Annotated in this window: 13 protein-coding genes; 11 read left to right on the top strand and 2 right to left on the bottom strand. The window is 66.6% G+C overall.

Annotated elements, in window-relative coordinates:
- Positions 1-2: 2 nt before the first annotated feature.
- From EN738_RS06130 to EN738_RS06180, 11 genes are all read left to right on the top strand, one after another.
- Complete coding sequence (locus tag EN738_RS06130) at positions 3-845, top strand: carbohydrate ABC transporter permease (protein WP_127282936.1); 843 nt, start codon at positions 3-5, stop codon at positions 843-845.
- A 62-nt stretch (positions 846-907) separates the two neighbouring features.
- A complete protein-coding gene (locus EN738_RS06135; protein WP_127282937.1) occupies positions 908-1729 on the top strand; it encodes a sugar phosphate isomerase/epimerase in 822 nt (273 codons plus the stop codon).
- Positions 1730-1733: 4 nt separating this feature from the next.
- Positions 1734-2810 carry a Gfo/Idh/MocA family oxidoreductase gene (locus tag EN738_RS06140; protein WP_127282938.1) on the top strand — a complete coding sequence of 359 codons (1077 nt, stop codon included), beginning with the start codon at positions 1734-1736 and terminating at the stop codon, positions 2808-2810.
- On the top strand, positions 2810-3628 hold the full coding sequence (locus EN738_RS06145; RefSeq protein ID WP_127282939.1) for a sugar phosphate isomerase/epimerase: 819 nt from the start codon (positions 2810-2812) through the stop codon (positions 3626-3628). Before EN738_RS06140 ends, EN738_RS06145 begins: the two co-directional genes overlap by 1 nt.
- Positions 3628-4446: an alpha/beta fold hydrolase gene (locus EN738_RS06150; RefSeq protein ID WP_127282940.1), complete on the top strand. Its 819-nt coding sequence runs from the start codon at positions 3628-3630 to the stop codon at positions 4444-4446. The genes EN738_RS06145 and EN738_RS06150 overlap by 1 nt, the downstream gene beginning before the upstream one ends.
- Positions 4443-5165: a ribulose-phosphate 3-epimerase gene (locus tag EN738_RS06155; RefSeq protein ID WP_127282941.1), complete on the top strand. Its 723-nt coding sequence runs from the start codon at positions 4443-4445 to the stop codon at positions 5163-5165. Before EN738_RS06150 ends, EN738_RS06155 begins: the two co-directional genes overlap by 4 nt.
- Entirely contained in the window at positions 5165-6202 is a 1038-nt protein-coding gene (locus EN738_RS06160) for an ROK family protein (protein WP_127282942.1), read from the top strand. Before EN738_RS06155 ends, EN738_RS06160 begins: the two co-directional genes overlap by 1 nt.
- A gap of 491 nt (positions 6203-6693) precedes the next feature.
- Positions 6694-7683 carry a substrate-binding domain-containing protein gene (locus tag EN738_RS06165; RefSeq protein ID WP_127282943.1) on the top strand — a complete coding sequence of 330 codons (990 nt, stop codon included), beginning with the start codon at positions 6694-6696 and terminating at the stop codon, positions 7681-7683.
- Entirely contained in the window at positions 7680-8684 is a 1005-nt protein-coding gene (locus tag EN738_RS06170; protein WP_127282944.1) for an ABC transporter permease, read from the top strand. The genes EN738_RS06165 and EN738_RS06170 overlap by 4 nt, the downstream gene beginning before the upstream one ends.
- The gene (locus tag EN738_RS06175) at positions 8681-9445 is read left to right on the top strand and encodes an ATP-binding cassette domain-containing protein (protein ID WP_127282945.1); all 765 of its coding nucleotides are present in this window, start codon (positions 8681-8683) and stop codon (positions 9443-9445) included. The genes EN738_RS06170 and EN738_RS06175 overlap by 4 nt, the downstream gene beginning before the upstream one ends.
- A 73-nt stretch (positions 9446-9518) precedes the next feature.
- On the top strand, positions 9519-10604 hold the full coding sequence (locus tag EN738_RS06180; protein WP_127282946.1) for a Gfo/Idh/MocA family oxidoreductase: 1086 nt from the start codon (positions 9519-9521) through the stop codon (positions 10602-10604).
- 10 nt (positions 10605-10614) lie between these two features.
- Here EN738_RS06180 and EN738_RS06185 read toward each other — a convergent pair whose 3' ends face one another.
- The gene (locus EN738_RS06185; protein ID WP_127282947.1) at positions 10615-10884 is read right to left on the bottom strand and encodes a hypothetical protein; all 270 of its coding nucleotides are present in this window, start codon (positions 10882-10884) and stop codon (positions 10615-10617) included.
- A gap of 106 nt (positions 10885-10990) precedes the next feature.
- The coding region (locus tag EN738_RS06190) for a substrate binding domain-containing protein (protein ID WP_210214068.1) at positions 10991-11628 on the bottom strand (638 nt) is incomplete at its 5' end.

Below are 11628 nucleotides of genomic sequence, written 5' to 3' on the forward strand. Positions count from 1 at the left end.
CCATGAGGAAAAGGCACACGCCGAAAGACCGGCTGATCACCGTCGCGCTGCATGTCGCGCTTGCCGCCGGGCTGTTTTTCGCAGCATTCCCGATCTACTGGATGCTGAGCAGCTCGTTCAAATCGAATACCGAAATCTTTGCCCTGCCGCCAACCATCCTGCCGAAGGCCTTCACGCTGGAAGCGTATGCGGCCATCCTTGGCGACCCAGTAAAACTGCGCTTCTTCTTCAACAGCTATTTCGTTGCCGGAGCAGTGACCGTGCTGACGGTGCTGATCGCGTTGCTGGCAGCCTATGGGTTCAGCCGCTTCAACTTCCGCGGCAAGGGCAGCCTGAACACGCTCATCATCAGCACGCAGACGATTCCGCCGATCACGCTTCTGATCCCCTTCTTCGGGCTCGTCGTCTCGTATGGCATCTTCGACACCTATATCGCGCTGATCGTGACCTATCTTGTGTTCACGCTGCCCTACGCGATCCTGCTGATGACCGGGTATCTCAACACCTTGCCGCGCGATCTCGACGAGGCCGTCGCCGTCGACGGCGGCAGCAGCTGGACCGCACTCTGGCGGGTGATCGTCCCGATCTCGCTTCCCGGCATCGTGGCGACCTCGGTCTATACCTTCCTGTTGTGCTGGAACGAGTTCCTCTTCGCGCTGACGCTGACGAAGTCGACATCCATGCGCACCGTCCCGATCGGTATCCAGCTGTTGATGGGGCAGCACGCTTTCGAATGGAACCAGATGATGGCGATGAGCGTCCTCGGCTCGCTGCCGCTCCTGCTCATCTACCTCGTCGCCCAGAGGTACTTCCTCGCCGGGATGACCGCGGGCTCGGTGAAGTAGATGTCCATCCCATGAAGACGCTGAGCGACATCACGGAATGGGCGGTATCAAGGATTGAAAGGATGAACGTGAAAGACCTCAAAGTCGGCTGCCAGACCTTCACCTGGGAAATGCTCGGAGACCGTTTTGCCGGCGGCCCGGACGATCTCCTGAAGGCCATTTCCAATGGCGGCTATGCCGGCATCGAGATCACCGACACGATGATCGGCCGCTACGCCGGCAAGCCGGCGGAATTTGGCGCCGCGCTGAAGGCCACCGGCCTGACGCTGGTCTCCTTCGCCTTCGGTTCAAAGAGCGGCTTCACGCTGAAGGACCAGATTGGCGCCGATCTCGAAACCGCAAGGCGCTGGATCGACTTTGCCGCGGCCTTTCCGGGCGCGCTTGTCTCGATGGGCTCGGCGACCGTCGTCTCCGACGGGCCGCGCGACGACAAGTTCGCCATTGCGGCGGAATTCTATAGCAAGGCTGGCGAGATCGGCCGCGAGGCCGGCGTCCAGGTCGCGGTGCATCCAAGCTCGCACCACAACACGCTGCTCTTCGACCGCGCCGACTACGACCGCATCTTTTCCCTGCTCGACGCCTCGCTGGTCGGCTGGGTGCCGGACACCGGGCACATATTGCGCGGCCACAAGGACATGGCCGACACGCTCACCACCTACCGTGACCGCATCCGCTACGTGCACCTGAAGGACGTCGACGCCGGCGGCACCTGGGCGATGCTCGGCAAGGGTGTCTGCGACACGGCGAAGGTGATCGAGATCGCGAGCGCGGCGCCCAACTTCAACGGCTGGCTGGTGCTGGAGGAGGAATCCGAGACCGCCGCCGCCGATCCAGCCGGCGCGGTCAAGACCAACCGCCAGACCATGCGCGGATACGGAGCCTGAGACGATGATCCGCAAGCAAGACCGTCGCCTTCGTGTCGGTGTGCTCGGCTGCGGGCCGATCGCGCAGTTCGCGCATCTGGAATCCTGCGCGAAGGCGAGCAACGCCGACCTCTACGCGATCTGCGACGCCGCGCCCGACCTGCTCGCGCGCATGGGCGCGACCTACGAACCCGAAAGAGTATATGGCGACTTTGACGAGATGCTCGCCGACCCCGCGCTGGAAGCGGTGATTGTCGCCACGTCGGATGCCTATCACGTGCCGATGTCGATCAAGGCGCTGGAGGCCGGCAAGCACGTGCTATGCGAAAAGCCGATCGGCGTCTCGGTCGAGGAAGGCGAGAAGCTGGCCGAAGCGGTCAAGCGCTCGGGCAAGGTGCTGCAGGTCGGGCACATGAAGCGTTTCGATCCGGCGCTGGAAGCGGCGCGCGATTTCGTCCGCGACGAGATGGGCGAGATCCTGGCGCTGAAGGCCTGGTATTGCGATTCCACGCATCGCTACACCAACACCGACGCGGTGCAGCCGTTGCCGGTGACCAGCAAGCTGGCGCGGAAGCCGGCCGGCAACCCGAAAGCCGATCTCAGGCAATATTTCATGCTGGCGCACGGCTCGCATCTCGTCGACACGGCGCGCTTCCTCGCCGGCGAGATCACCGCCGTGCGGGCGCGCCTCAACGAGCGTTTCGGCGCCTATTGCTGGTTCGTCGAAACCGAGTTCGCCAATGGCGCGCTCGGCCATCTCGATCTCACCGTCGCCGTGCGCATGGACTGGCACGAAGGTTTTCAGCTCTATGGCGAGAACGGCTCTGTGATCGCGAAGACCTTCAATCCCTGGTATTTCCGGGCGAGCGAGGTCGACATCTTCCACGAGAAGGACGCGACCTCGCGCAAGCCGCTCGGCGCCGACGGCCACTTCTTCCGGCGCCAGATCGAAGGCCTCGCCGATACCGTGCTCGATGGCAAGCCGATGCGTGGCGCCAATGTCGAGGACGGGCTCGCCTCGATCCGCGCCATGGTGGCGATCGCCCGCTCGGTCGAGAGCGGCGAGCGTGTCGAGATCGCCAGCGTGACGGGAGCGGTCTGATGCAGGTCGGGGTGTTCGCCAAGACCTTTCCGGGCAGCGAGCCGGCCGGCGTGCTTGCCGCCGTGCGCGATGCGGGCTTCGCGGTCACCCAGTTCAACCTCGCCTGCGCCGGCCTGCCATCGATGCCGGATGCCGTCCCCGACGAGGCGATCCGGACTATCAAGGCCGCCGCCGAGGCTTCGGGCGTGGCCCTTGTCGCGTTGTCGGGCACCTACAACATGGCGCATCCGGACAGGGCGGTGCGCGACAACGGCTTGCGCCGGCTGGCGCTGGTGATCGAGGCGGCCGCCAGGCTTTCCACGCCGCTGGTGACGCTCTGCACCGGAACGCGCAACCCCGACGACCAGTGGGCGCATCATCCCGACAATGCCGACCTCTCGGCCTGGGCCGATATGGCGCGCGAGATGGAGAAGGCGCTTGCGATTGCCGAGCGCCATGGCGTCGACCTCGGCATCGAGCCCGAGCAGGCCAACATCGTCACCTCCGCCGCCGACGCGACGCGCCTGATCGCCGAGATGGGTTCGAAGCGGCTGCGCATCGTGCTCGATCCGGCGAACCTCTTCGAGCAGGTGGATGCCGCACAGGCGCGCGCCATCGTCGCCGATGCGGTCGAACGCACGGCCGGCCAAGTCGCCATGGCGCATGCCAAGGACCGTTTCGCCGACGGCCGCTTTGCCACGGCCGGCCAAGGCGTGGTCGACTTTGCCGACTTCATCACCCGGCTGAAGCGCAGCGGCTTCGACGGTCCGCTGGTGACGCACGGGCTTTCCGCCGAGGAAGCGCCCGGTGTCGCCCGTTTCCTGAAGGGGCTGGTGTGATGGCGACGCTCTCTCGCGACGGCGCCACGCTGCGGTCCACCGAGGCCGGGGAAGGTCTGGCGGTCGTCTTCCAGCATGGGCTGGGCGGCGGCGAGGCGCAGGTCGCCCAGACCTTCCCCGCCGGCTTCCGGCGCATCACGCTGGAATGCCGCGGGCATGGCGGCTCTGGCCTTGGCGAGCGGCGGCCGTTTTCCTTCGACATGTTCGCCGACGACGTTCTCGCGGCCGCCGATCGGGCCGGCCTCGACCGCTTCATTGCCGGCGGCGTCTCGATGGGCGCCGGGATCGCGCTGCGGCTGGCCTGCCGCCATCCGAAACGCGTCGCCGCCCTGGTCATGGTGCGGCCTGCCTGGACCTTTGCGGCGGCGCCGCCGAACATGCAGCCCATAGCCGAAGTCGCCGGACTCATCCTCGAGCATGGGCCCGACAAGGCGAGGACGATCTTCGCGCAATCGGCGACGGCCACGCGGCTCTATCACGAGGCGCCCGACAATCTTTCCTCGCTGCTCGGCTATTTCGACCGGCCCGACGCCAAGGCCTTCGCGCAGGTGCTGGCCGATATTGCCGCCGACGGACCGGGTGTTTCGCAACACGAAGTGGCCGCGCTCGCCATTCCGGCGCTGTTCGTCGGCAATGCCATGGACACTGTCCATCCGCTGTCGAGCGCCTACACGCTTGCCGCCATGATGCCCAACGCGGTTTTCGCCGAGGTCACACCCAAGGCCCGCGACAGCAAGCAGCATTTCAGTGAGTTGCACACTGAGATCACCACGTTCCTCCAGTCCCACTCGAAAGTCCGGAGCCTCATTCCGTCATGACCAGCAAATCCCTCTCCGGCTCCGCCGCAATCGCCGCCCTGCCGCGCAACAGGCTGCTCGGCGAATTCTCGCTATGGTCGGCCGACCTCGCCAATATGGAGCGCGACCTGAAGCGCATCGAGGCCTATGCCGACCTGCATCACGTCGACGTCGCGGATGCCCGCTTCACCCCCGGCTTCCTGTTCTTCCCCGACCTCGTGGCGCGCATCGCCAGGCTGACGGCGAAGCCGATCCATGTGCATCTGATGGTCGAGGCCGAGATCGTCGAGGCGCAGACGCGCCAGTTCATCGAGGCCGGCGCCGACCTCGTCACCATCCACGCCGAGAATGGCGAAGCGGGCCTACGCGCCGTGCGGCTGGCGCGTGAACTCGGCGCCGAGGCCGGCGTCGTGCTGCGGCTGGAAACGCCTGTTCCGGCAATCGTCCCGTTCCTAGCGGAGGTGGCGTTCGTGACGCTTCTCGGCACGTCGATCGGCGTCAAGGGCCAGAGCCTGTCGGAGCAGGCCTGTCCGCGCCTGATCGAGGCGCGCGCGCTGATCAGGAAGGCCGGGCGCGAGGCCGATATCATCCTTGCCGCCGACGGCGGCATCCGCCACGAGACGGTGCCCAGCTTGCGCGCCGCCGGCGCCGACACGGTGGTGCTTGGCTCGCTTGCCTTCGGCGACCCCGACCTCGCGCAGCGCATGGCCTGGCTGCACGGGCTGAAGGCCGCCGCGTGATGAACACGGTCGCGCTCGCTTTCGATCTCGGCGGCACGGAGCTGCGCGGCGCGCTGGTCGAGCGCAGTGGCGACGTCATCGCCCGCGTCTCGGCGCCGACGCTTGCGGGTGCGGGATCGGAGGCCGTGATCGGCCAGATCATCACGCTGGCGGACAAATTGCTCAAGCAGCACCCGCAGGCCAAGGTCGTCGGCATCGGCATGTGCGCGCCCGGCCCGCTCGACCCCAAGGCGGGCATCGTCATCGGGCCGCCGACGCTGGCCGGCTGGCACAATGTGCCGCTGATCGACATCCTCAGCCGGCAGTTCGGCCTGCCGGTGCGGCTGGAGAACGACGCCAATGCGGCAGCGCTCGGCGAATGGCGCTTCGGCGCCGGCCGCGGCACCGGATCGCTGGTGTTCGTCACCGTCTCGACAGGCATCGGTGGCGGCGTCGTCGCCGACGGCCACATCTATCACGGCAGGCGCGGGCTGGCAGCCGAGATCGGCCACATGACGATCACCGGCGAAGGCGACCGCTGCTTCTGCGGCGCCATCGGCTGCTTCGAGGCGGTCGCCTCGGGAACCGCGCTCGGGCGCCAGGCGACGCGGCTGACCGCGTCCGGCGACGGATCGCTGCTCCGGCGCCTTGCGAAGGACGGCGACATCTCCGCCCGCCATGTCGTCGAGGCCGCGCGGACGGGCGATGCGACCGCGTGCCGACTGGTCGAGGCGGAAGCCAGATGGCTCGGCATCGGCTTCACCAATCTTCTGCATCTCTATTCGCCGGACCTGATCGTGATGGGTGGCGGCCTCGCCAATGGCTTCGACCTTTTGGCGCCGGGAATCAGGGCGACGGTCGAGGAGCGCGCCATGCAGGCCTACCGCGCCGTGCCGATCGTGCCCGCCGAACTCGGCGACCGGGCGGGCCTGGTCGGCGCGGCCAGCCTGATCCTGTGGGAGGGCGAGCCCGGCACGGCGCTGGCGATGGTGCAGAACGACGAGACCAGGAGCGGCGCCGGCGGGCAGGATGAGCCAGCGTTGGCGCCGCGGGCCTGAGGTGACCTCTTCTTCGTCATTTCGGGGCGGAGCAGAAGCGAAGCGACGTCGCGGAGACCCTGGATCCACACCGTGACTTTTCGAGCGACGGGGCGCTGCAGAATCATACGTTCTGCACCGCTGCGACGCATGGAAGGAGCGGCATGGATCCTCGGGTCTGTGCGTCCCCTTCGTTCCCGCTCCGCCCGTGGATGACGAAACAAGACGGCGCCGTCTCCCTCCTACCGCACCGCAGCACATTAAAACACGCTGCACACCACTTTAATTCTTGACGCGTGTCAAATTTTTCTAAAACATGCGGAAATGCTGGCAAGGCACATCGGCCAGCGCTCTGGGAGGAGCATGCCTGACATGGAAGACACCCTTGCCGGGGTCGCGATCCGCGCACCTCATCACCTCTCCAGCGCCAGCGCCGGGGTCGCTTGCGCGCCGTCAGGCGTTCCGTTCGCAGAACAACGAACCGCAAACCAATATTCGGAGGAGGAATACATATGCGCATGTTGAACTGCCTGACGCTCGGCGCGGGCCTGCTTGCAACGACGCTTGCCGTACCGGCGCATGCCGGAGAAGCGCCGAAAGTCGGGGCGATCGTGAAGGGTCTCGACAATCCGTTCTTCCAGACCATGCAGAAGGGCATTGAGGACCAGGCCAAGGCCGACGGTGTCGGCGTCACCGTGCAGGCCGCCGCCAACATGGGCGACGCGACCGGGCAGGCCGACCGCCTGACCGCCATGGCGATGCAGGATTTCGACTGCTACCTGGTCAACCCGATAAGCGTTTCCAACCTGGTGCAGGCGCTGGTGCCGGTCGCCCAGAAGAAGAAGCCGATCGTCAACATCGACAGCACCATCGACGCCGAACAGGCCAAGGCGGCAGGCTTTGCCATCTCGACCTATATCGGCACCGACAACGTCGCCGCCGGCGCGCTGGCCGGCGAGGAGATGCTAAAGCTGGTGCCGAAAGGCTCCAAGGTGGCGCTGGTCGCCGGTATCGTAGGCGACGTCGGCTCCAACGCCCGCATCAAGGGCTTCAAGCAGGCCGTCGAAGGCAAGCTCGACGTGGTGGTGATGGTGAGCGCCGACTGGGATCGCGAGAAGGCGCTGACCGCGGCCACCGACATCCTGGCAGCGCACCCCGATCTCGCCGGCTTCTTCGCCGCCAACGACGTCATGGCGCTCGGCGTCGAACGCGCCGTGCAGACCTCGGGCAAGGACGTCAAGGTGATCGGCCTCGACGGCATCGTCGACGCGCTGAAATCGATCGCCGCCGGCGAGCTCACCGCCACCGTCGCGCAATATCCCTATGTCGTCGGCGCCATGGGCGTCGAGGCCTGCGCCATTGCCGCCAAGGGCAAGGAACTGCCCGCCAATGTTCCGGCGCCGGTGCTCCTGATCAACAAGGACAATGCGGAAGCGTCGCTGAAGAATTTCCCGGCGCCCGGCGGCGAGTATCCCGATCCCTTCCGCGAGATGTTGAAGTGAGCACACCTGAACAAAGCGCGCCCGCTCGAGTGACGGCGGGCGCGGCGGAGGAGAGCCGTTCCTCCCTGTCGGCTCTCCTCCTGGATCCTTCCTTCTGGGCCGACTGGGCCTCGGTCGTCGGCCTGGTCGGCCTCGTCATCGTCTTCGGCATCGCCCAGCCGGTCTTCCTCAGCGTCGCCAATCTGCAGGCGCTGCTCCTTGCCGCGGCGATCCTGGTGGTGCTGTCGATCGGCCAGACCTTCGTCGTCGCGACCTCCGGCATCGATCTTTCGCTGGCCGCGGCCGTCATGCTCGGCGCCATCATCCTCGGCCTGGTCAACGCCGCCGGCTGGGGCATTTTCGCGGCCTGCGTGCTCGCCGTCCTTGCCACCAGCGCGGTGGGTTTCCTCAACGGCGTCCTCATCACCGCCGGGAAAATTCCCGATTTCGTGGTGACGCTGGGCACGCTGTCGGGCATCACCGGGCTCGGCCTCATCCTGTCGGGCGGCGAACCGACGATGGTCGGCTCGACCTTCCTGCTGCGGTTGGCCTCCGGCTCGTTCGGACCGTTCGGCTATCCGGTCTGGGTGGCGATCGCGGCCGTCATCGTCGCTCATATCGCGCTCTATCACACCCGCTTCGGCGTGCATCTGCTGGCCACCGGCGGCCAGGCCGAAAGCGCCTCGGCGCTCGGCATCCGCACCGGCAGGGTGAAGATCGCCGCCTACACGATTTCCGGCTTCTGCGCCGGCATCGCCTCGCTGCTCCTGGTGGCGCGGATCGGCTCGGCCGAGCCGCTGATCAACACCAGCCTGCTCTTGAATTCGGTGGCGGCCGTGGTGCTGGGCGGCGTCAGCCTTTTCGGCGGCCGCGCCAGCATCCTTGGGCCAGCCATCGGCGCGCTGATGCTCACCGCGCTGGTCAACGGGCTGACGCTGCTCAGCGTTTCGGCCTTCTATCAACCGCTCGCCGTGGGCGCCATTGTGGTGCTGGCGGCGCTGATCATGCGGTACCAGAAATGAGCGCCGTCCATCACACCCCCTCGACCGAAGCGATCCTCGCCTGCGACGGCTTAAGCAAGCATTTCGGCGGCATCCGCGCCTTCACCGATGTCGCCTTCCAGGCCCGCCGCGGCGAGGTCACCGCCGTGATCGGCGACAACGGCGCCGGCAAGTCGACGCTGATCCGCTGCCTGGTCGGCGTGCATGCGCCGGACGGCGGCGAGATCTTCTTCGACGGCCGGCCGCATCCCTTCTCCAACCCCGACGAAGCACGCAAGGCAGGCATCGAGACGGTGCACCAGAACCTGGCGCTGATCGACGAGCTGACCGTGGCGCAGAACCTCTTCCTCAACCGCGAGATCGTGCGCCGCATTGGCCCGTTCGCGCTGCTCGACCGCAAGGCGATGAAGGCGCAGGCTCGCGCCATGCTGTCGCGCCTGTCGATCAACGTGCCTTCGGTGATGCAGCGCGTGCGGCGCCTGTCGGGCGGGCAAAGGCAGGCGATCTCGATCTGCCGCGCCGCCGGCTCCGGCGCCAAGCTCGTCGTCATGGACGAGCCTACGGCCGCACTCGGCGTGCAGGAGACGGGCAATGTCGAGGCGCTGATCCGGCGGCTGCGCGAGCAAGGGGTGAGCGTCATCCTGGTCAGCCACAATTTCGATCAGGTGCGGCGCCTTTCGGACCAGATCTGGGTGATGCGGGCCGGGCGGATGGCGGCGACGGTGCGCGCCTCCGAGACCACCGGCAACGAGCTGGTGGCGCTGGTCACCGGCGCGGCGTGATCGCCTGTCATTCGTGACGTCAAACGCGGGCCTCGGTGGCCGGCGACAGAATGGAAATGCAAGGGAGTTTGCCGTGGCGGTGATCCGTGTCGGACTTGTTGGACTTGGCGAGGTCGCGCAGTCGATCCATTTGCCGGTGCTGGCCGACCAGCGCGACCGCTGGGTGATCGCAGGCGTCCATGACATCTCGCCGAGCCTGGTGTCGCTCGTCACGTCGGGATATCCGACCGCCAAGCCGTTCGACAGCGCCGAGGCGCTGATTGCCTCGCCCGACATCGACGCGGTCTTCGTGCTCTCCTCGGACGACACGCACAGCCGCTTCGTGCGCGCCGCCATCGCGGCCAACAAGCATATACTGCTGGAGAAGCCGGCCTGCCTGACGGTGCGCGAGATCGACGAATTGCTGGCGCTGAGCAAGGAGTACGCCAAGACCATCTTCGTCGGCTATATGCGCCGCTACGCGCCGGCCTATCTGGCGGCACGGGAGGAATTGCCGGCCCACACCGACATTACCCATGTGCGCATTTTCGACCTGATTTCGGAAGGCCGGCATTTCCTCAAGAAGAGCCAGAACACCCTCTACCCCACCGACATCGACCCGGCGATCCTGGCGCGCGGCGGCAGGGAGCGGGACGCGCTGATCCGCGAAGTGGTGGGGCAGGATGCCTCCGCCGACCTGGTGCGCGCCTACCGCGGGCTGACGGCGCTCTCCTCGCATCACATCTCGGCGATGCGCGGGCTCATCGGCGAGCCGAAGCGCGTGGTGGCGGCGCACCGCACCAATGGCGGTGCCAACACCAGCGTGACCTTCGACTACGGCCACTTCGCCTGCCTCTACGACGCGGTCGTCGACGATCTCGGCCTGTTCGACGCCATGATCGAGGTGCGCTCGAACACCAAGCGGGTGCGTATCATCTACGACACGCCCTATATCCGCAGCCTGCCGACACGGCTGGAGGTGACGGAAGCCGGTCCGCTCGGCCCGGTGACGAAGGCCTTCGGCCCGCTCTATGGCGACGCCTTCTCCAACGAGCTCGAAACCTTCCACCGCCATATCGCGGAGGGCTCGAAGCCGCTGACCGACCTCGCGGATTCGCGCGCCGACCTCGCGCTGATGGCGGAGATCATCGGCAAGATGAGGGAGAGCGGCGGGCGCTGAGGCCGGCCGCCTATTTACCGCAGTGGTGATCGTTGATCTTGTTCAACGCATTGGCGTCAGGGCCAACACGCTGGTACGAGCAGGCTCCGGCCGCCGTCGTGAACAATTGCTGGTCATAGTAGTGCGGGCCCGCGAACAGGATGTCGATGATATCGCGATGCGCGGGGACGTAGCGTTCGGATTCGGCCCGATGGTCGCGGCTTCCGGCGAAGGCCGAGGCGGCCAAGCCGCAAGCCACAGCGAAAACGAGTGCGCGGATCGCAAGGCGTTTCGTCGTCATTCGCATACCCCTCCTAACCGGTTCGAAGTTCCACCATATCCAAAATCGCCAGCCGGACAAAGGTTCCCTGACCTGCTCCCCCCGCCCGGGCTGACCAGTCGAGACATCAGTCCGGTTTTGAGCCCCGGGCGCGCTTTCGTTCGGCCGCCGCCAGAAGCTCGACGAAGGCGCGCACCTTGGCCGGCCTGAAGCGCGCCGGCGGAAAGACGGCATGGATGCCGCCGGTGGGCAAGGTCCAGTCGGCGAACATCCGCACCAGGCGCCCCTTGGCGATGTCATCATCGACGCTGTAGTCCGGGAAGATGCCGAGCCCGATGCCGGCCTGCACGCAGGCATGGACGCCGGGGCTCTTGTCGCAGCTGACGACCGGGTTGAGCTCGGCCAGCACCGTTTCGCCGGCTTTCGAGAACAGCCATTGGCCGATACCGCGGAGCTGGACATTGCCGACCCAGGGCAGCGACCTCGCCTGGCCGGGGGCCACATCCGGCGGCAGCCTGGCCGCAAGCTCCGGACTTGCGACGACGACCTGCCGGAAGCTCCCAAGGCGGCGCGCCAGATTGCTGGAATCGGCCAGCCAGCCGGCGCGGATGCCGAGATCGATCTGCTCGTCGACGAGATTGCTGACCGCGTCGTCGAAGATCGTCTCGACCCGCATCCTCGGATATTTCTTGAGGTAGGCGGCGATGGTCGGCGCCACGACCTTCTCGCCATAGTCGAGCGGCGCGGTCAGCCGCAGCATCCCGG

This window comes from Mesorhizobium sp. M4B.F.Ca.ET.017.02.2.1 (assembly GCF_003998955.1).
In the GTDB taxonomy this organism is placed as follows: Bacteria; Pseudomonadota; Alphaproteobacteria; order Rhizobiales; family Rhizobiaceae; genus Mesorhizobium; species Mesorhizobium abyssinicae.

Coding starts and splice junctions, on each gene's coding strand:
- EN738_RS06130 (WP_127282936.1), top strand. CDS start 3: ATGAGGAAAAGGCACACGCCGAAAGACCGGCTGATCACCGTCGCGCTG.
- EN738_RS06135 (WP_127282937.1), top strand. CDS start 908: ATGAACGTGAAAGACCTCAAAGTCGGCTGCCAGACCTTCACCTGGGAA.
- EN738_RS06140 (WP_127282938.1), top strand. CDS start 1,734: ATGATCCGCAAGCAAGACCGTCGCCTTCGTGTCGGTGTGCTCGGCTGC.
- EN738_RS06145 (WP_127282939.1), top strand. CDS start 2,810: ATGCAGGTCGGGGTGTTCGCCAAGACCTTTCCGGGCAGCGAGCCGGCC.
- EN738_RS06150 (WP_127282940.1), top strand. CDS start 3,628: ATGGCGACGCTCTCTCGCGACGGCGCCACGCTGCGGTCCACCGAGGCC.
- EN738_RS06155 (WP_127282941.1), top strand. CDS start 4,443: ATGACCAGCAAATCCCTCTCCGGCTCCGCCGCAATCGCCGCCCTGCCG.
- EN738_RS06160 (WP_127282942.1), top strand. CDS start 5,165: ATGAACACGGTCGCGCTCGCTTTCGATCTCGGCGGCACGGAGCTGCGC.
- EN738_RS06165 (WP_127282943.1), top strand. CDS start 6,694: ATGCGCATGTTGAACTGCCTGACGCTCGGCGCGGGCCTGCTTGCAACG.
- EN738_RS06175 (WP_127282945.1), top strand. CDS start 8,681: ATGAGCGCCGTCCATCACACCCCCTCGACCGAAGCGATCCTCGCCTGC.
- EN738_RS06185 (WP_127282947.1), bottom strand. CDS start 10,884: ATGACGACGAAACGCCTTGCGATCCGCGCACTCGTTTTCGCTGTGGCT.